Here is an 18639-nt window from a genome sequence, read left to right on the forward strand (position 1 = left end):
CCGCCCGGCCTGATGCAGCTATACACACTGGGGAAGCACGTTGTTTAAACCTCATCGCTTTGGTCCGAAGACGGTTATAGCCGCGGCGTTCGCCGCGCATGGGCTGGTTGCTCACGCAACAACGCCCTTCGTGGTGCAAGACATTCGCATTGAGGGATTGCAACGCGTCGAACCCGGTACGGTGTTCGCGTATCTGCCCATCAAGCAAGGCGATACCTTTAGCGACGACAAGGCGTCCGAAGCAATTCGCGCGCTCTATGCGACCGGCTTCTTCAACGATGTCAAGATCGCGACCGAGGGCAACGTCGTCATCGTGCAGGTGCAGGAGCGTCCCGCGATCGGCACGATCGACTTCGCCGGCATTCACGAGTTCGAGAAGGACAACCTGACCAAGGCGCTGCGCGCGGTCGGGCTGTCGCAAGGCCGCTACTTCGACAAGGCGCTCGTCGACAAGGCCGAGCAGGAGCTGAAGCGTCAGTATCTGACGCGCGGCTACTACGCGGCCGAAGTCACCACCACGATCACGCCGATCGACCGCAATCGCGTCGCGGTGCTGTTCTCGGTGGCCGAAGGTCCGAGCGCGAAGATCCGCCAGATCAACTTCATCGGCAACAAGGCGTTCAGCACCGGCACGCTGCGCGACGAAATGCAGCTGTCCACGCCGAACTGGTTCTCGTGGTACACCAAGAACGACCTGTACGCGAAAGACAAGCTCACCGGCGACCTCGAGAACATCCGTTCGTACTACCTGAATCGCGGCTACCTCGAGTTCAGCATCGAATCGACCCAGGTGTCGATCACGCCGGACAAGAAGGACATGTACCTGACGGTCACGCTGCACGAAGGCCAGCCGTACACGATTTCGAACATCCGCCTCGCCGGCAATCTGCTCGACCGCGAAGCGGAACTCAAGAAGCTGATCAAGATCAAGCCGGGCGACCGCTTCTCGGCCGAAAAGCTGCAGGCCACCACGAAGGCGATCGTCGACAAGCTCGGCGAATACGGCTATGCGTTCGCCACCGTCAATGCGCAGCCGCAGATCGACCAGAACAACCACACGGTCGACCTCACGCTGCAGGTGGACCCGAGCCGCCGCGTCTATGTGCGCCGCATCAACGTGGTCGGCAACACGCGTACGCGCGACGAAGTGGTGCGCCGCGAAATGCGCCAGCTCGAAAGCTCGTGGTTCGATTCGAACCGCCTCGCGCTGTCGAAGGACCGTATCAACCGTCTCGGCTACTTCACCGACGTCGACGTGACCACGGTGCCGGTGGAAGGCACGCCCGACCAGGTGGACATCGACGTCAAGGTTGCCGAAAAGCCGACCGGCGCGATCACGCTCGGCGCGGGTTTCTCGTCGACGGACAAAGTGGTGCTGTCGGCCGGTGTCTCGCAGGACAACGTGTTCGGTTCGGGCACGAGCCTGTCGGTGAACGTCAATACCGCGAAGACGTACCGCACGCTGACGGTCACGCAGGTCGATCCGTACTTCACGGTCGATGGCATCAAGCGCATTACCGACGTCTACTACCGCACGTATCAGCCGCTGTACTACTCGACCGATTCGAGCTTCAAGATCGTCACGGCCGGTGCCGACCTGAAGTTCGGTATTCCGTTCTCGGAAGTCGACACGGTGTATTTCGGCGCGGGCTTCGAGCAGAACCAGCTCGACATCGACTCGAACACGCCGCAAAGCTATATCGACTACGTGAACGAGTTCGGCCGCGTGTCGAACAACGTCCCGCTGACGGTCGGCTGGTCGCGTGATGCGCGCGACAGCGCGCTGGTGCCGAGCCGCGGCTACTTCACGCAGGCGAACGCCGAATACGGCACGCCAATCGGCGGCACGCAGTACTACAAGGCCGACATCAACGCGCAGTACTATTACTCGTTCGCGCGCGGCTTCGTGCTGGGCTTCAACTTCCAGGGCGGCTACGGTAACGGCCTCGGCGGCAAGCCTTACCCGATTTTCAAGAACTACTACGCGGGCGGTATCGGTTCGGTGCGGGGCTACGAGCCGAGCTCGCTCGGTCCGCGCGACGGCAAGACCAACGATCCGATCGGCGGCTCGAAGATGCTCGTCGGCAACGTCGAACTGACGTTCCCGCTGCCGGGCACCGGCTACGACCGCACGCTGCGTGTGTTCACATTCCTTGACGGCGGTAACGTCTGGGGCCAGGCAAGCTGTACGTCGAGCGGCTGCGCGAGCACCGGCGCGAACGGCCTGCGCTACGGCTACGGCGTGGGTCTCGCGTGGATTTCGCCGATCGGCCCGCTCAAGCTGAGCCTCGGCTTCCCGCTTATCAAGCATGAAGGCGACCAGTATCAGAAGTTCCAGTTCCAGATCGGGACGGCGTTCTGATCGCGCGGCGGGCGGTTCCGGCCGCGATCGGTTTCCGGCGGCGGCCCGGCCAAACTACGGTATCGAGAGGATGACTTTGCTAACCGGTATGTTTTCGAAACGTGTAGCGTGCGCATTGGCGCTGGCCATGACCTTGGGAGTCGGGGTTGCGCATGCGCAGGAGGCGAGGATCGCCGCGGTGAATTCCGACCGTATCCTGCGCGAATCGGCGGCGGCAAAGGCCGCACAGCTCAAGCTCGAAGCCGAATTCGCGAAGCGCGACAAGGATCTCGCCGACATGGCGCAGAAGCTCAAGTCGATGTCCGATGCGCTCGACAAGAACGGTGCGTCGATGTCGGCGGCCGACCGCGCGCAGAAGCAGCGCGATCTGTCGCAGCTCGACTCGGACTTCCAGCGCAAGCAGCGCGAGTTCCGCGAAGACCTCAACCAGCGCCGCAACGAAGAACTCGCGGCGGTGCTCGATCGCGCGAACAAGGTCATCAAGCAGATCGCCGAGACGCAGCACTACGATCTGATCGTGCAGGAAGCGGTGTACGTGAGCCCGCGCATCGATATCACCGACCAGGTGCTGAAGGCGCTGGCGGCATCGGGCAACTAACGGTCATCGCGTGGCGCATGGCCGTGAGCCTGCGCCGGCGCGTGTCCGCCGATGGCTTGGATTGAACAGGTAGGAGACAGGATAGGCATGGCATTTACGCTCGAGGACATCGTCCGGCGGTTCGGCGGTGAAGTAGTCGGAAACGGTTCGCAGCGCGTGGGCAGTCTTGCGCCGCTCGATCAGGCGGGCCCGGACCAGTTGGCGTTCCTCGCCAATCCGAAGTATCTGTCGCAGGTCGAAACGACCCGTGCGGGCGCGGTGCTGATCAATGCCGGCGACCTCGCGAAGCTGGCTTCGCCCGATGGCCGTAATTTCATCGTCACGCCGAATCCGTACGCTTACTTCGCGCGCATTGCCCAGACCTTCATCGACCTCGCCACGCCGAAAGCGGCGCCCGGCGTGCATCCGAGCGCAACGATCGATGCCTCGGCCCAGGTCGCCGCGAGCGCGGTGATCGGTCCGCGCGTCACGGTCGAAGCCGGCGCGGTGATTAGCGAGCACGTGCGGCTCGACGCCAATGTGGTGATCGGCCGCGGCACGCGCGTCGGCGCCCACTCGCATCTGTATCCGAACGTCACGGTCTACCACGGCTGTCAGCTCGGCGAGCGCGTGATCGTGCACGCGGGTGCCGTGATCGGCTCGGACGGGTTCGGCTTCGCGCCGGATTTTGTCGGCGAGGGCGAGGCGCGCACCGGCAGCTGGGTGAAGATTCCGCAGGTCGGCGGCGTGTCGGTCGCGAACGACGTCGAAATCGGCGCGAACACGACGATCGACCGCGGCGCGATGGCCGACACGATCATCGAGGAGTGCGTGAAGATCGACAACCTCGTGCAGATCGGCCACAACTGCAAGGTCGGCGCATACACGGTCATCGCGGGCTGCGCGGGTATCGCGGGCAGCACGACGATCGGCCGTCACTGCATGATCGGCGGCGCGGTCGGCATTGCGGGGCACGTCACGCTGGCCGACTACGTGATCGTCACGGCGAAGTCGGGCGTCTCGAAGTCGCTGCCGAAGCCCGGCATCTACACGAGTGCGTTCCCGGCCGTGAATCACGCGGACTGGAACAGGAGCGCGGCGCTGCTGCGCAATATCGACAAGCTGCGCGATCGCATCAAGGCGCTCGAAAGCGCCGCCGCAGACAAGGCCGGCGGCGCGACAGGCGAGGCCGCGGGCAACCCGCTCTAAGAAATCCCGGCGGCGCGCCGGCACCGCGTAAAATAGCGGGCGAGCATCATGAAGCAGAGCCGGTTGCCGTGACCGGGCGGCAGGGCCGCCGCCCTGGTCGCAGCGGACCTCGCGGGCGCCGGCCGCGCGCGTTTTCAACCTACCTGCACCAGCATCCGCAGTCATCATCGCGCATTCAACGCGTGAGCAGAAACACCATGAGCACCGAAAAAATCAATCTCGACATTCATAAGATTCTCACGCTGCTGCCGCATCGTTATCCGATCCTGCTGGTCGACCGGGTGCTCGAACTCGAACCGCACAAGAGCATCAAAGCGTTGAAGAACGTGTCGATCAATGAGCCGTATTTCCAGGGACATTTCCCGACGCGGCCGGTGATGCCAGGCGTGCTGATTCTCGAAGCGCTCGCGCAGACCGCGGCGCTGCTGACGTTCTCGGAAGAGCCGAGCGATCCGTCGAACACGCTGTACCTGTTCGTCGGCATCGACAACGCGCGTTTCAAGCGCGTGGTGGAGCCGGGCGATCAGCTGATCCTGAACTGCACGTTCGAGCGTCACATGCGCGGCATCTGGAAGTTCAAGGCGCGGGCCGAAGTGGATGGAGTCGTGGCGGCGGAAGCCGATCTGATGTGCGCGGTGCGGCACACGGACAAGGACGCCTGAGCCGTTCGGCGGGCACGCTGTGGCGCGAGCGCGCGGCCGGCCTGTGGCACGCCCATCCAGACAACGCAACAGAATCAGAAGCGAGGACGCATGAGCAGGATTCATCCCACTGCGATCATCGAAGCGGGCGCGCAACTCGACGAATCCGTCGAAGTCGGCCCCTATGCCGTGATCGGCGCACACGTGACGATCGGCGCGCGCAGCACGGTCGGTTCGCACAGCGTGATCGAAGGCCACACCACGATCGGCGAAGACAACCGCATCGGCCATTACGCATCGGTCGGCGGCCGTCCGCAGGACATGAAGTACAAGGATGAGCCGACGCGACTCGTGATCGGCAACCGCAACACGATCCGCGAATTCACGACGATCCATACCGGCACGGTGCAGGACGCGGGCGTCACGACGCTCGGCGACGACAACTGGATCATGGCCTATGTGCATATCGGCCACGACTGCCACGTCGGCAGCAACGTGATCCTGTCGAGCAACGCGCAGATGGCCGGCCACGTGACGATCGGCGACCACGCGATCATCGGCGGCATGTCGGGCGTGCACCAGTTCGTGCGCATCGGCGCGCACTCGATGCTCGGCGGCGCGTCGGCGCTCGTGCAGGACGTCCCGCCATACGTGATCGCCGCGGGCAACAAGGCGGAGCCGCACGGCATCAACGTCGAAGGCCTGCGCCGCCGCGGCTTCTCGGCCGATGCGATCTCGGTGCTGCGCACGGCGTATCGCGTGCTGTACAAGAACGGCCTGTCGCTCGAAGAGGCGAAGGTGCAACTGCACGAACTCGCCGCCGCCGGCGGCGACGGCGACGCTCCGGTGCAGACGCTGCTCGCGTTCGTCGAAGCGTCGCAGCGCGGCATCATCCGCTAGACGATGGCGTTGCAACCCAGCCCGCTGCGCGTCGCGATGGTGGCCGGCGAGCCGTCCGGCGATCTGCTCGCTGCGTCGCTGCTCGACGGCCTCGCAAGCCGCCTGCCGGACGGCACGCAGTACTACGGCATCGGCGGTCCGCGCATGATGGCCGCGGGCTTCGACGCGCACTGGCCGATGGAAAAGCTTACGGTGCGCGGTTACGTCGAAGCGCTGCGGCACATTCCCGAAATCCTAGGCATTCGCAACGAACTGAAGCGCCAGCTGCTCGCCGAGCCGCCGTCGGTGTTCGTCGGCGTCGACGCGCCCGATTTCAACTTCGGGCTCGAACATGCGCTGCGCGACGCCGGCATTCCGACCGTGCACTTCGTCTGTCCGTCCATCTGGGCGTGGCGCGGCGGGCGCATCAAGAAAATCGCCAAGGCGGTCGACCACATGCTGTGCGTGTTCCCGTTCGAAACGGCGCTGCTCGAAAAATCGGGCGTCGCGGCATCGTACGTGGGGCATCCGCTGGCCGACCAGATTCCGCTCGAACCCGACACGCTCGGCGCGCGCCGCACGCTCGGTCTTGCCGAAAGCGGTCCGGTGATCGCGGTATTGCCCGGCAGCCGGCGCTCCGAGATCGACCTGATCGGCCCGACGTTCTTCGCGGCGATGGAGATGATGCAGCACCAGGAGCCCGGCGTGCGCTTCGTGATGCCGGCGGCCACGCCCGCGTTGCGCGCGCAGCTGCAGCCGCTCGTCGAGGCGCATCCGGGCCTCGCGCTGACCATCACCGAAGGCCAGTCGCAGCTCGCGATGACGGCCGCCGACGCGATCCTCGTGAAGAGCGGCACCGTCACGCTCGAAGCCGCGCTGCTGAAAAAGCCGATGGTCATTTCCTACAAGGTGCCCTGGCTGACCGGCCAGATCATGCGCCGCCAGGGCTATCTGCCGTACGTCGGCCTGCCGAACATTCTGGCGGGGCGCTTCGTGGTGCCCGAGATCCTGCAGCACTTCGCGACGCCGCAAGCGCTCGCCGAGGCGACGCTGAAACAGCTGCGCGACGAGTCCAACCGGCGCACGTTGACGGAAATCTTCACGGAGATGCACCACGTGCTGAAGCAGAACACGGCGCAGCGGGCGGCGGAAGTCGTGGCGAGCGTCGTCGACCGGCGGGCGGGGCGGGCATGAGCACGGCACGCGCGCCGCGCCGCAAGACCACGGCCCAGGCGGGCCTGAACTTCGAGAGCGCGGACGACATCGTCTGCGGCGTCGACGAAGCCGGGCGCGGGCCGCTCGCGGGCCCGGTCGTGGCGGCGGCGGTAATTTTCGATCCGGACAAGCCGATGATTCGCGGTCTCGACGATTCGAAGGCGCTTACCGCGAAAAAGCGCGAGGCGCTGTACGACAAGATCGTCGAGCGGGCGCTCGCCTACTGCATCGCGTCGGCAACGGTCGAGGAAATCGACTCGCTGAACATCCTGCACGCGACGATGCTCGCGATGAAGCGCGCGGTGGAGGGGCTGTCGGTCGTGCCGACGCTCGTGAGGATCGACGGCAACCGCTGCCCGACGCTCGCCATGCGCGCCGAAGCGGTGATCGGCGGCGATGCGCTCGTCAAAAGCATTTCGGCCGCGTCGATTCTCGCCAAGGTTACGCGCGACCGCATGCTGCTCGAACTGCACGAGGCCTATCCCGTCTACGGTTTCGACGCGCATGCCGGTTACGGCACGCCGCAGCATCTGGCGGCGCTGCGCGAGCATGGGCCTTGCGTGCATCATCGGCGCTCGTTCGCGCCGGTGCGCGAGGCGTATCAGCGATTCGGCACGGGTGCCGTCGTCGTGCCGGTGCGCTGATCCATCCACGGCGGCGCAGGTCGGCGCAAGCGCGATGCCCGGCAAGACACCTGGCTAATTCGCTGCTGTATGAAGTACCGCATGAACGCGGCACGGGCGTCGCGTGAATAACCGCATTTCGGAAGGCACCGGGATGATGCCTAGGTACCGCCTGGGTACTTCCTGAGCGCCTTTCAGGCGCTGCTTGTTGAGCACGGCATAAAATACGGCCGGCGCTCTCGCGCTATCCACTCTTTTTCCATTTTTCTTCGCCTTCGCTGCCTGTGAAAGCCATCACCTCGCGGGACAATCCGCTCTACAAGCGCCTGAAGGCACTGGCCGGCTCGACGCATCAACAGCGCCGCAGCGGCCATGCGCTGCTCGAAGGTTTTCATCTCGCGAGCGCGTATCTCGACGTCGCCGGTCAGCCGGAACTGTGCATCGTCACCGACGGCGCGCTGCGTCACGACGAAGCGCAGGCCATCGTGTCGCGCATCGAGGATCACCGGCTCGTCACGCTGCCGGATGCGCTGTTCGGCCAGCTCTCGAACGTCGTGCATGGCATCGGCATTCTGCTGCTGGTCGAGAAGCTCGATACGCCGCTGCCCGAGCGTGTCGATCAGAACTGCCTCGTGCTCGACGGCGTGCAGGATGCGGGCAACGTCGGCTCGATTCTGCGCAGCGCGGCGGCGGCGGGCATCGGGCAGGTGTTCTGCGCGCCGGGCACGGCGTACGCGTGGTCGTCGAAGGTGCTGCGCTCGGGTATGGGCGCGCATTTCCTGCTGCACATTCACGAGGACGTCGACGCGAACGCGTTGATCGAACGTCTCGCGGTGCCGATCGTCATCACCGATTCGCATGGCGCCGAAGCGATCTACGATTGCGATCTGGGCGGGCCGCTCGCGTGGGTATTCGGCAATGAAGGGGCGGGCGTGTCGCAGGCCTGGCGCGATGCCGTGTCGCTGCGCGTGACGATTCCGCAGCCGGGCGGGATGGAGTCGCTGAACGTGGCCGCGGCGGCGGCTGTCTGCGTATTCGAGCAGTGCCGTCAGCGGCGCGGGCGGAAGGCGTAGGCGAGGGCGGCGCCGGGCGGTTGCGGGCAAGCCCCGCACTGGCGCCATGCCGCCGCCACGGCGCTCAATATCAATAAGACGAGCGGTCCAGCTTGATCTCCTGCAGGATCGTCGTCGCGATCTCCTCGATCGACTTGTGCGTCGACGACAGCCACTTGATCCCCTCACGCCGCATCATCGCTTCGGCCTCGTTGATTTCGTAGCGGCAGTTTTCCAGTGCCGCGTACTTGCTGCCCGGCCGCCGCTCGTTGCGGATCTCCGACAGCCGCTGCGGATCGATCGACAACCCGAACATCTTCTGCCGATGTTCGAGCAGCGGCGTCGGCAGCTTGCCGCGTTCGAAGTCCTCGGGAATCAGCGGATAGTTCGCCGCCTTCACGCCGTACTGCATCGCGAGATAAAGGCTCGTCGGCGTCTTGCCGCTGCGCGATACGCCGACGAGGATCACGTCCGCGTCGGCGAGATTGCGGTTCGATTGACCGTCGTCGTGCGCGAGCGAGAAGTTGATCGCTTCGATCCGGTTCTTGTACTCCTCGGTGTCGGCGTTCTGGTGGCCGCGGCCCATCGCGTGGCTCGACTTCAGTTCGAGCTCCTGCTCGAGCGGCTCGACGAAGGTCTGGAACATGTCGAGCACGAGCGCATTCGAGCCCTTGACGATTTTGTTCGACGAACTGTCGACGAGCGTCGTGAAGACGATTGCACGGCGGCCTTCCTGCACGACCGCCTCGTTGATCTTTTCGAGCGTCGCGTAGGCCTTCTCGGTCGAATCGACGAAAGGCACGCGAACCAGGCGGAATTTCTGGTCGAACTGGGAGAGGATCGAATGCGCGAAGGTTTCGGCAGTAATCCCGGTACCGTCTGAGACGATGAATACGGTGGGCGGCATCAGTGGGGCTTTGAACGTGAGCGGCAAACGGGCCGGAAAGCGTGAGCGGTAAAGCGCGCCCGAATCGAACCGCGCCGGGCGGGGCGGTGCTCCGGCGGCTGAACCGCGGCGGCCGGCGCAGCGCTCGCCGGTGCCACGGCCTCGGGCGGGAAGCGGCGCAGCCTCGCAAAAGCCCGCGGGCCAGGGCCGGGCGCGATTCGAGGCGCAATTCTCGTCCGACTGCCACATTTCAGGAGTCGGCACGGTAGAATAGCGGCAACCTGTTGGATAAGCAATTGCAGGCGATTGGCGTCTAACTCACCGCGAACGGTCGACCAACGCCGCGCTATCCGCCGCGAATAGGCGCTGAACACGGGAGATCGGGCGGCAAGTCCGCTCAATCGTGTGTTTTATCGAGCATCCGCGCGCAGCACGCATGGGGCCGCACGCTCCCGATATCGCGATTGCTTCTCCAACAGGTTGTGCAAGGCACGGGGTCGAGCTTCCAATGGGCCGCCCGTGTTCAAGCCCACTTGCACAGCCGTGAATTTCTTTCACACTTAGGGGCTTGTATGACTAACGCAGTTACCGTCGCAAAGGACAAGGCGTATGTAGTTCCGTTCGAGCAGTTGCGGATGACCGATGTCGAGATCGTCGGCGGCAAGAACGCGTCGCTGGGCGAGATGATCAGCCAGCTCGCCGAAGCCGGTGTGCGCGTGCCGACCGGTTTCGCCACCACGGCGCTGGCTTTCCGCGACTTCCTGCAGCACAACAATCTGACCGAACGCATCGCCAAACGTCTCGAAACACTCGACGTCGACGACGTGAAGGCGCTCGCCGAAGCGGGCAAGGAGATCCGTCAATGGATCGTCGACGCGCCGCTGCAGCCGCAGCTCGAGGCTGACATTCGCGCAGGGTTCGACACGCTGCAAAAGAGCTCGCCCGAAGAGCTCTCGTTTGCCGTGCGTTCGTCCGCGACCGCGGAAGACCTGCCCGATGCTTCGTTCGCCGGTCAGCAGGAAAGCTACCTCAACGTGGTCGGCATCGACGACGTGCTCGACCGCATGAAGCACGTGTTCGCGTCGCTGTACAACGACCGCGCGATCTCCTATCGCGTCCACAAGGGCTTCACGCACGCTGAAGTCGCGTTGTCGGCGGGCGTGCAGCGCATGGTGCGCTCGGACGTCGGCGCGGCGGGCGTGATGTTTACGCTCGATACCGAATCGGGCTTCAAGGACGCGGTCTTCATCACGTCGAGCTATGGCCTCGGCGAGACCGTCGTGCAAGGCGCCGTGAATCCGGACGAGTTCTATGTCTTCAAGACCACGCTCGCGCAGGGCAAGTACCCGATCATCCGCCGCTCGATCGGCTCGAAGCTCATCAAGATGGAATTCACGAAGGCCGGTGAGCCGGGCCGCGTGAAGACCGTCGACGTGCCGCACGAGCAGCGTAACCGTTTCTCGATCACCGACGAAGACGTGATCGAGCTCGCGAAGTACGCGGTCATTATCGAGAAGCACTACCAGCGTCCGATGGACATCGAGTGGGGCAAGGACGGCCGCGACGGCAAGATCTTCATCCTGCAGGCGCGTCCGGAAACGGTGAAGAGCCAGGGCGTGGGCAAGGCCGAGCAGCGCTTCAAGCTGAAGGGCCAGTCGAACGTGATCGCCACGGGCCGCGCGATCGGCCAGAAGATCGGCGCGGGTCCCGTGCGCGTGATCCACGATCCGTCGGAAATGGACCGTGTGCAGCCGGGCGACGTGCTCGTCGCCGACATGACCGACCCGAACTGGGAACCGGTCATGAAGCGCGCCTCGGCGATCGTCACGAACCGGGGCGGGCGCACCTGCCACGCGGCGATCATCGCGCGTGAATTGGGCGTGCCGGCCGTGGTCGGCTGCGGCGACGCGACCGACGTGCTGAAGGACGGCGCGCTCGTCACCGTGTCGTGCGCGGAAGGCGACGAAGGCAAGATCTACGACGGTCTGCTCGAAACCGAAGTCACCGAAGTGCAGCGCGGCGAACTGCCGCCGATTCCGGTGAAGATCATGATGAACGTCGGCAACCCGCAGCTCGCCTTCGACTTCTCGCAACTGCCGAACGCAGGCGTGGGTCTCGCGCGGCTCGAATTCATCATCAACAACAACATCGGCGTGCATCCGAAGGCGATCCTCGAGTACCCGAACGTCGATCAGGACCTGAAGAAGGCGGTCGAAAGCGTCGCGCGCGGTCACGCGTCGCCACGCGCGTTCTACGTCGACAAGCTGACCGAAGGCATCGCGACGATCGCGGCGGCGTTCTATCCGAAGCCCGTCATCGTGCGTATGTCCGACTTCAAGTCGAACGAGTACAAGAAGCTGATCGGCGGTTCGCGCTACGAGCCGGACGAGGAAAACCCGATGCTCGGCTTCCGCGGCGCGTCGCGCTATATCGCGGAAGACTTCGCCGAAGCGTTCCAGATGGAATGCGTCGCGCTGAAGAAGGTGCGTGAAGAGATGGGCCTCGACAACGTCGAGATCATGGTGCCGTTCGTGCGTACGCTGAAGCAGGCGGAGCGCGTGGTCGGGCTGCTCGAGAAGTTCGGCCTGAAGCGCGGCGAGAAGGGCCTGCGCCTCATCATGATGTGCGAAGTGCCGTCGAATGCGATCCTCGCCGAAGAGTTCCTGCAGTACTTCGACGGCTTCTCGATCGGCTCGAACGACCTCACGCAGCTCACGCTCGGCCTCGACCGCGACTCGGGCATGGAACTGCTCGCCGTCGATTTCGACGAGCGCGATCCGGCGGTCAAGTTCATGCTGAAGCGCGCGATCGAAACCTGCCTGCGTCTGAACAAGTACGTCGGCATCTGCGGCCAGGGGCCGTCGGATCATCCGGACTTCGCGCAATGGCTGACGGACGAAGGCATCAAGTCGATCTCGCTGAACCCCGACACGATCATCGAGACGTGGCAGCAACTGGCGAAGTCGAAGCAGTAAGCGGCGAAGCCGTGCAGGCCGCCTGTCGGGCGGCGTGCACGGTGTGAGTTGCAGCGCGAGTTATGGCGCGAGCTGCGACGAATCGGCAACGCGCGGACATGCGCGGTAGCGCCCGTTGAACACGCCCGCTTCGTGCTATAAACACCCCGGTAGATCCGGGGTGTTTTGCTTTGTGGAGGTCGACGTGGCGCCTGGTGGACTGTTCTGGTGGATCGGGGCGGGTGTGCTTGTCGTGCTGGAGCTGATGAGCGGCACCTTCTATCTGTTGATGATTGCGCTCGGCTGTGTCGCGGCGGCCTTGGCGCATATTGCCGGCGCGGCCGCCGACGCGCAGTTCGCGATCGCCGCGGTGGTCGCGCTCGCGGCAGTCGTGCTGCTGCGGCGCTCGCGTTTCGGCCGGCGCAAGCGCGAACAGGCGTCGCGCAACCCCGACGTCAATCTCGATATCGGTCAGACGCTGAACGTGCCGGCGTGGCACGAGCGCCGGGCGCGCGCGACCTATCGCGGTGCGGCATGGGACGTCGAACTGGCCGAGGGCGAGCCCGAAGATGCGCAGGTCTACGAGATCCGGGAGTTGCGCGGTAGCCGCCTGATCGTCGTGGCGAGCCGTTCGCAGCCTGCCGGCGCACCGGCGGCCTGAGGGGCGATTGCCATGCGGGGCAATGCGGGCCCGCAAATCTCACTGACAGATCAGCATCAGAAGCATCAGCATCAAAAATATCAGCATCAAAAAACGCCGGCGCATTAACCTGCGTAGAACGATTCAAACCACGGACCGGAGGGTAGCAACATGGATTCAACCATCGTCGGGGCGGTGCTGCTGATCGTCGTGATCGTGCTTGCATCGCAGACCATCAAGATCGTGCCGCAGCAGCATGCGTGGGTGCTCGAGCGCCTCGGCCGTTACCATGCGACGCTGACGCCGGGCTTGAGCTTCGCGTTTCCGTTCGTTGACCGGGTCGCCTATAAGCACGTGCTGAAGGAAATCCCGCTCGAAGTGCCGAGCCAGGTGTGTATCACGCGCGACAACACGCAGTTGCAGGTCGACGGCGTGCTGTACTTTCAGGTCACCGATCCGATGAAGGCGTCCTACGGGTCGAGCAATTTCGTGTTCGCGATCACGCAGCTTTCGCAGACCACGCTGCGCTCGGTCATCGGCAAGCTCGAACTCGACAAGACCTTTGAAGAGCGCGATTTCATCAACCACAGCATCGTGTCGTCGCTCGATGAAGCGGCGGCGAACTGGGGCGTGAAAGTGCTGCGCTACGAGATCAAGGACCTGACGCCGCCCAAGGAGATTCTCCACGCGATGCAGGCGCAGATCACCGCCGAGCGAGAGAAGCGCGCGCTGATCGCGGCGTCGGAGGGGCGCAAGCAGGAGCAGATCAACATCGCATCGGGCGGGCGCGAGGCGGCGATCCAGAAGTCCGAGGGCGAACGGCAGGCGGCGATCAACCAGGCGCAAGGTCAGGCAGCGGCGATTCTGGCCGTGGCCGAGGCCAACTCGCAGGCGATCCAGAAGATCGCGGCGGCGATCCAGTCGAACGGCGGGATGGAGGCCGTGAATCTGAAGGTGGCGGAGCAGTATGTGAATGCGTTCGCGAATCTGGCGAAGCAGGGCACGACGCTGATCGTGCCGGGCGATATGTCGAACATGAGTTCGATGATCGCGTCGGCGCTGACGATCGTGAACAAGGGCAAGGGCGGGCCCGCTTCGGCCTAGCGGGAGTCAGGAGCAGGCACTGGGAGAACTGGCGGTTTCCCGCAAAAAAATGGCCAGCAATCATCGGGATGCGGGCCATTTTCCTGTTGCGGATTCTCAGCCTTGCTGAAGGCGGGGCGCCGGTGCGCGCGGGGCGGTCGACAAGGCAGCACATGAAGCCGCGAACGAATCGGCAAATGAAGCGGTGAATGAAGCCGGCGCGCCGAAGCCGCGCCGCAGCACAGTCTTTACATGGGCGCAGGTGGCGCGACCGTGCGCCCACGCTCACGAACGCATCAAACGCGCCTTTTCGCGCTCCCAGTCGCGCTTTTTCTCGGTCTCGCGCTTGTCGTGCAGCTTCTTGCCCTTGGCGAGGCCGATCTCGCATTTGACGCGGCCGTTCTTGTAGTGAAAATTGAGCGGCACGAGCGTATAGCCGCGCTGTTCGACCTTGCCGATCAGCTTGCTGATTTCTTCGCTATGCAAAAGCAGCTTGCGCGTGCGGACCGGATCCGGGTGGATGTGCGTCGACGCTTCGGGCAACGGGCTGATGTGCGTGCCGATCAGAAACAGCTCGCCGTTGCGGATCACCACGTAGCCTTCCTTGATCTGGCCGCGCCCGGCGCGCAAGGCCTTGACCTCCCATCCTTCGAGCACGAGTCCGGCTTCGTAGCGCTCCTCGACCGAGTAGTCGAAGAAGGCTTTTCTGTTGTCGATAATGCTCATGAATGGAAAGCGCCCAACTCGTTTAAAATTACGATTTTAGCAAAGCGGGGCAAGGAAAGCCCGCCGCGCTCGTCCACCCTTGCCACGCGTTGTTCAATTTATGGCAGATGTCCAGAAAACCGTGTTGATTCGCCATTCGGCGGAACAGATGTTCGACCTCGTCACCGACGTCGCCGATTACCCCAATTTCCTGCCCTGGTGCGGGGGCGTCGAAATTCGCCGCCAGGACGAAACCGGCATGGAGGCGCGGATCGACATCAACTTCAAGGGCATCAAGCAGCATTTTGCGACGCGCAACTCGATGGAGCGGCCCACGCGCATCGACATGGAATTCGCCGACGGCCCGTTTCGCAAGTTCACCGGCTTCTGGCGCTTTACGCCGCTGCGCGCCGACGCATGCAAGATTGAATTCGCACTGCACTACGAATTCACCAGCATCCTGCTCGAAAAAATCATCGGCCCGGTGTTCAATCACATCGCCAATACGTTCGTCGAATCTTTCGTGAAGCGCGCCGATCAGCGCTACGGCAAGGCATGAGCGCGCGGCTGTCGGTTGAGGTCTGCTACGCGCTGGCCGGTGCGCAAACGCTGATTGCGCTCGAGTTGCCCGCGGGCGCGACGCTGCAGCAGGCGATCGACGCGAGCGGCATTCTGCGGCGTTTCCCGTCGATCGATCTCGCCACGCAGAAGGTGGGCGTGTTCGGCAAGCTCAGGCCGCTCGACACGGTGCTCGCCGATCATGACCGCGTCGAAATCTACCGGCCGCTGCTCGTGGACCCGAAGGTGTCGCGCCAGCGCCGCGTCGAGAAGACGCGCAAGGCGGGCTCGATCGAAGGGCGCCGCTGGCTGAACAAGGATTCGCGTTAGGCGAGGGCGGCGGCGCGCGCCCGGCAGGGCGTTATCGCCGTCCCTGTATCGCGGCGGTGCGCGCTTTTTCTCAATGCGCCGAAGCCTGCGCCTTGTCCTCGATAGGCGTCGTTCCGGACGCATCGCCGTCCGAATGCCGGCGCACCGACCAGCAGACTCCTGCCACGAGCAGCAGGATCGCCGCCAGTTCGAGCGGCCGCGGCAGGCGCTGGTCGTAAATGAACGCGTAGAGCAGCGCGAATAGCGTCTCGAACACGATCATCTGGCCGGACAGCGTGAGCGGCAGCCGTTTCGCCGCGGCGTTCCACAGGCCGTTGCCGAGCCACGACGCGCCAACCGCGAGCGCGAGATTGAGCAGCCAGAACGTGTGCCAGCGCGCGGGCGCCGGTTCGCCGTGCGGACCACCCGACGGCAGCACCGCGATCACGAGCCACAGCGTCGCGCCGAGCGCGCCCGTCACGACACCCCACAGCACCGACCACTCGTTGCCGCTGAAATGCGTCTGACGCTGCAGATAGCGGGCGTTTTCGACCGCGAACCACGTCCAGCAGACGAGCGCGCCGACCGCACAGGCGACGCCGATAAGCCGTGTCGCGACGCTCACCGGCGTGGCGCCCGCCGCCGTGAACACGTCGACGTTGATACAGACGATGCCCGCCGTCACGGTCGCGAGCGGCCAGACGAGGCGTGCGAGCGGCACCGCGCCGTGATCGCGCCGGCCCATCAGCGTGACCGTGACCGGCAGCACGCCGACGATCAGCGATGCCGGCGCGATGCCGATCAGGTGGACCGCCGCCGTCAGCAGCAGGTAATAGGCGATATTGCCGACGAGCGCGAGCTTGACGAGCGCGATCAGGTCGTCGCGAGCGAGGCGTTGGGCGAGCGAGCGCGCCGTCGGCAGCACGGCGATCAGCGAAACGAGGCCGTACATCGTGTAGCGGCCCGCGACGATCAGCAGCGGCGAAAAGTCGGGCAGCACGCGCGGCACCAGAAAGATCATGCCCCATAAGGCCCCGGCCATTACCCCATATGCCACACCGCGCTGCATCGACTGCCCCTGCAAGAAAACTGGAATGGTCCGCAGAATAGCCGTTCGGCGGGTGGTGCGTCTTGTTCGATCCTGCACTCGGGCGGTCGAGAGCCGTTTTGGGTCGTTCGGGACCGTTGCGGGCTGGCGGGCGGTTTTTTCGGCACGCTTGCTCCGCTTGCGCCGGTTGCTCCGGTCGCTTCGATCGTTTCGCACAGCTCAGGCTGCCGAGGCCATTCGCCGCCACCCGCCGTTTCCCCCTCGCGTGCCTGTGAACGCACAAACGAAACCCGATTGAAACCGGCGCGAACGGGCAAGCGAAATGACCGGCCCCGGAAACCGGAAAAAATCGCCTGAAATTCGCTAAGCTGCTGTTCGCGCAGTGAAATCCGGGGAGGTATCGCGTATAATTCGCTTTTGCGCCTATAGGATTTGCCATGCGTCTGATCCAAACAGCACTCACGTTCGATGACGTGCTCCTCGTCCCGGCCTTTTCCGACGTTCTGCCGCGCGACACCAGCCTCAAGACCCGGCTGACCCGCAACATCTCCCTCAACATGCCGCTCGTGTCCGCCGCGATGGACACCGTTACCGAAGCTCGCCTCGCCATTGCCATGGCGCAAATGGGCGGCGTCGGCATCATTCACAAGAACCTCACGCCGGCCGAGCAGGCGCGCGAGGTCGCCAAGGTCAAGCGTTTCGAGTCGGGCGTGGTGCGTGATCCAATCACGGTGCCGCCGCAAATGAAGGTGCGCGACGTGATCGCGCTGTCGCGCCAGCATGGCATTTCCGGCTTCCCGGTCGTCGAAGGCGCGCAACTGATCGGCATCGTCACGAACCGCGACCTGCGCTTCGAGGAGCGTCTGGACGAGCCGGTGCGCAGCATCATGACGCCGCGCGAGCGCCTCGTTACCGTCAGGGAAGGCACACCGCTCGCCGAAGCGAAGGCGCTCATGCACCACCATCGCCTCGAGCGCGTGCTCGTCGTCAACGACGCGTTCGAGCTGCGCGGCCTGATGACCGTCAAGGACATCACGAAGCAGACCGAGCACCCGGACGCATGCAAGGACGAACACGGCAAGCTGCGCGCGGGCGCGGCGGTCGGCGTCGGCGCGGACAACGAAGAGCGCGTCGAGCTGCTCGTGCAGGCCGGCGTCGACGTGATCGTCGTCGATACCGCGCACGGCCACAGCAAGGGCGTGCTCGAGCGCGTCAAGTGGGTCAAGCAGAACTTCCCGCACGTCGAGGTGATCGGCGGCAACATCGCGACGGCAGCGGCCGCGAAGGCGCTCGTCGAGCACGGCGCGGACGGCGTCAAGGTCGGTATCGGCCCGGGCTCGATCTGCACGACGCGGATCGTCGCCGGCGTCGGCGTGCCGCAGGTCACCGCAATCTCGAACGTCTCCGAAGCACTGCGGGGCACGGGCGTGCCGGTCATCGCCGACGGCGGCGTGCGCTTCTCGGGCGACGTCAGCAAGGCGCTGGCGGCGGGCGCGAGCGCGGTCATGATGGGCAGCATGTTCGCCGGCACCGAAGAAGCGCCGGGCGAAGTGTTCCTGTACCAGGGCCGCCAGTACAAGTCGTACCGCGGCATGGGCTCGGTCGGCGCGATGAAGGACGGCGCCGCGGACCGCTACTTCCAGGACAACTCGGCGAATATCGACAAGCTCGTGCCGGAAGGCATCGAAGGCCGCGTCGCCTACAAGGGCTCGGTCAATGCGATCCTGTTCCAGCTGATCGGCGGCGTGCGCGCGAGCATGGGTTATTGCGGCTGCCGCACCATCGCCGAGATGAACGAGAAGGCCGAGTTCGTGCAGATTACCGGCGCGGGCCTGCGCGAGTCGCACGTGCACGACGTGCAGATCACCAAGGAAGCGCCCAACTATCACGTGGACTAA

17 protein-coding genes are annotated in these 18639 nt (G+C 64.6%); 14 read left to right on the forward strand and 3 right to left on the reverse strand.

What is annotated here, in order from left to right; translation table 11 throughout:
• The first annotated feature begins 40 nt into the window (after window positions 1-40).
• The 8 genes from bamA (at window position 41) to G3N58_RS18440 (ending at window position 8579) form a co-directional block, all read left to right on the forward strand.
• The gene (bamA, locus tag G3N58_RS18405) at window positions 41-2362 is read left to right on the forward strand and encodes an outer membrane protein assembly factor BamA (RefSeq protein ID WP_167045270.1); all 2322 of its coding nucleotides are present in this window, start codon (window positions 41-43) and stop codon (window positions 2360-2362) included.
• A 76-nt stretch (window positions 2363-2438) separates the two neighbouring features.
• Window positions 2439-2960 carry an OmpH family outer membrane protein gene (locus G3N58_RS18410; RefSeq protein WP_205193092.1) on the forward strand — a complete coding sequence of 174 codons (522 nt, stop codon included), beginning with the start codon at window positions 2439-2441 and terminating at the stop codon, window positions 2958-2960.
• A gap of 87 nt (window positions 2961-3047) precedes the next feature.
• Window positions 3048-4148 (forward strand): UDP-3-O-(3-hydroxymyristoyl)glucosamine N-acyltransferase, encoded by a 1101-nt coding sequence (gene lpxD / locus G3N58_RS18415; RefSeq protein WP_167282621.1) that lies wholly within the window; start codon window positions 3048-3050, stop codon window positions 4146-4148.
• A gap of 197 nt (window positions 4149-4345) precedes the next feature.
• Complete coding sequence (fabZ, locus tag G3N58_RS18420) at window positions 4346-4810, forward strand: 3-hydroxyacyl-ACP dehydratase FabZ (RefSeq protein ID WP_006048683.1); 465 nt, start codon at window positions 4346-4348, stop codon at window positions 4808-4810.
• Window positions 4811-4900: 90 nt separating this feature from the next.
• Window positions 4901-5689, forward strand: coding sequence for an acyl-ACP--UDP-N-acetylglucosamine O-acyltransferase (gene lpxA / locus G3N58_RS18425; RefSeq protein ID WP_205999867.1), 789 nt, complete (start codon window positions 4901-4903; stop codon window positions 5687-5689).
• 3 nt (window positions 5690-5692) lie between these two features.
• Window positions 5693-6862: a lipid-A-disaccharide synthase gene (lpxB, locus tag G3N58_RS18430; protein WP_167045282.1), complete on the forward strand. Its 1170-nt coding sequence runs from the start codon at window positions 5693-5695 to the stop codon at window positions 6860-6862.
• Window positions 6859-7527 (forward strand): ribonuclease HII, encoded by a 669-nt coding sequence (gene rnhB / locus G3N58_RS18435; protein WP_205999868.1) that lies wholly within the window; start codon window positions 6859-6861, stop codon window positions 7525-7527. Before lpxB ends, rnhB begins: the two co-directional genes overlap by 4 nt.
• Before the next feature lie 263 nt (window positions 7528-7790).
• Window positions 7791-8579, forward strand: coding sequence for an RNA methyltransferase (locus G3N58_RS18440; RefSeq protein WP_167282623.1), 789 nt, complete (start codon window positions 7791-7793; stop codon window positions 8577-8579).
• 70 nt (window positions 8580-8649) lie between these two features.
• Here the strand turns inward: G3N58_RS18440 and G3N58_RS18445 are convergent, their stop codons facing one another.
• A complete protein-coding gene (locus G3N58_RS18445; RefSeq protein WP_167045291.1) occupies window positions 8650-9465 on the reverse strand; it encodes a pyruvate, water dikinase regulatory protein in 816 nt (271 codons plus the stop codon).
• 551 nt (window positions 9466-10016) lie between these two features.
• Here G3N58_RS18445 and ppsA point away from each other — a divergent pair.
• The 3 genes from ppsA (at window position 10017) to G3N58_RS18460 (ending at window position 14142) form a co-directional block, all read left to right on the forward strand.
• Window positions 10017-12419, forward strand: coding sequence for a phosphoenolpyruvate synthase (ppsA, locus tag G3N58_RS18450; protein ID WP_167045294.1), 2403 nt, complete (start codon window positions 10017-10019; stop codon window positions 12417-12419).
• A 184-nt stretch (window positions 12420-12603) separates the two neighbouring features.
• Window positions 12604-13059 carry an NfeD family protein gene (locus G3N58_RS18455; RefSeq protein ID WP_167045297.1) on the forward strand — a complete coding sequence of 152 codons (456 nt, stop codon included), beginning with the start codon at window positions 12604-12606 and terminating at the stop codon, window positions 13057-13059.
• A gap of 150 nt (window positions 13060-13209) precedes the next feature.
• Window positions 13210-14142: an SPFH domain-containing protein gene (locus G3N58_RS18460; RefSeq protein ID WP_167045299.1), complete on the forward strand. Its 933-nt coding sequence runs from the start codon at window positions 13210-13212 to the stop codon at window positions 14140-14142.
• A 264-nt stretch (window positions 14143-14406) separates the two neighbouring features.
• Here G3N58_RS18460 and smpB read toward each other — a convergent pair whose 3' ends face one another.
• Entirely contained in the window at window positions 14407-14847 is a 441-nt protein-coding gene (gene smpB / locus G3N58_RS18465) for an SsrA-binding protein SmpB (protein ID WP_167045315.1), read from the reverse strand.
• A 100-nt stretch (window positions 14848-14947) separates the two neighbouring features.
• Between smpB and G3N58_RS18470 the strand changes: the two genes are divergently transcribed.
• A complete protein-coding gene (locus G3N58_RS18470; protein WP_167045318.1) occupies window positions 14948-15385 on the forward strand; it encodes a type II toxin-antitoxin system RatA family toxin in 438 nt (145 codons plus the stop codon).
• Complete coding sequence (locus G3N58_RS18475; RefSeq protein WP_205999869.1) at window positions 15382-15714, forward strand: RnfH family protein; 333 nt, start codon at window positions 15382-15384, stop codon at window positions 15712-15714. The genes G3N58_RS18470 and G3N58_RS18475 overlap by 4 nt, the downstream gene beginning before the upstream one ends.
• A gap of 70 nt (window positions 15715-15784) precedes the next feature.
• On the opposite strand, the gene G3N58_RS18480 is transcribed toward G3N58_RS18475, so the two are convergent.
• Window positions 15785-16762 carry a DMT family transporter gene (locus G3N58_RS18480; RefSeq protein ID WP_205999870.1) on the reverse strand — a complete coding sequence of 326 codons (978 nt, stop codon included), beginning with the start codon at window positions 16760-16762 and terminating at the stop codon, window positions 15785-15787.
• Between the two features lie 416 nt (window positions 16763-17178).
• Between G3N58_RS18480 and guaB the strand changes: the two genes are divergently transcribed.
• Window positions 17179-18639: an IMP dehydrogenase gene (gene guaB / locus G3N58_RS18485; RefSeq protein WP_167045326.1), complete on the forward strand. Its 1461-nt coding sequence runs from the start codon at window positions 17179-17181 to the stop codon at window positions 18637-18639.

It is taken from the genome of Paraburkholderia sp. Ac-20342, from assembly GCF_017104985.1.
Classification (GTDB): Bacteria; Pseudomonadota; Gammaproteobacteria; order Burkholderiales; family Burkholderiaceae; genus Paraburkholderia.

Bases quoted from the DNA above. Each gene is read 5' to 3' on its own strand.
- lpxD (WP_167282621.1), top strand. From the start codon at position 3,048: ATGGCATTTACGCTCGAGGACATCGTCCGGCGGTTCGGCGGTGAAGTA.
- fabZ (WP_006048683.1), top strand. From the start codon at position 4,346: ATGAGCACCGAAAAAATCAATCTCGACATTCATAAGATTCTCACGCTG.
- lpxA (WP_205999867.1), top strand. From the start codon at position 4,901: ATGAGCAGGATTCATCCCACTGCGATCATCGAAGCGGGCGCGCAACTC.
- lpxB (WP_167045282.1), top strand. From the start codon at position 5,693: ATGGCGTTGCAACCCAGCCCGCTGCGCGTCGCGATGGTGGCCGGCGAG.
- rnhB (WP_205999868.1), top strand. From the start codon at position 6,859: ATGAGCACGGCACGCGCGCCGCGCCGCAAGACCACGGCCCAGGCGGGC.
- G3N58_RS18445 (WP_167045291.1), bottom strand. From the start codon at position 9,465: ATGCCGCCCACCGTATTCATCGTCTCAGACGGTACCGGGATTACTGCC.
- ppsA (WP_167045294.1), top strand. From the start codon at position 10,017: ATGACTAACGCAGTTACCGTCGCAAAGGACAAGGCGTATGTAGTTCCG.
- G3N58_RS18460 (WP_167045299.1), top strand. From the start codon at position 13,210: ATGGATTCAACCATCGTCGGGGCGGTGCTGCTGATCGTCGTGATCGTG.
- smpB (WP_167045315.1), bottom strand. From the start codon at position 14,847: ATGAGCATTATCGACAACAGAAAAGCCTTCTTCGACTACTCGGTCGAG.
- G3N58_RS18470 (WP_167045318.1), top strand. From the start codon at position 14,948: ATGGCAGATGTCCAGAAAACCGTGTTGATTCGCCATTCGGCGGAACAG.
- G3N58_RS18475 (WP_205999869.1), top strand. From the start codon at position 15,382: ATGAGCGCGCGGCTGTCGGTTGAGGTCTGCTACGCGCTGGCCGGTGCG.
- G3N58_RS18480 (WP_205999870.1), bottom strand. From the start codon at position 16,762: ATGCAGCGCGGTGTGGCATATGGGGTAATGGCCGGGGCCTTATGGGGC.
- guaB (WP_167045326.1), top strand. From the start codon at position 17,179: ATGCGTCTGATCCAAACAGCACTCACGTTCGATGACGTGCTCCTCGTC.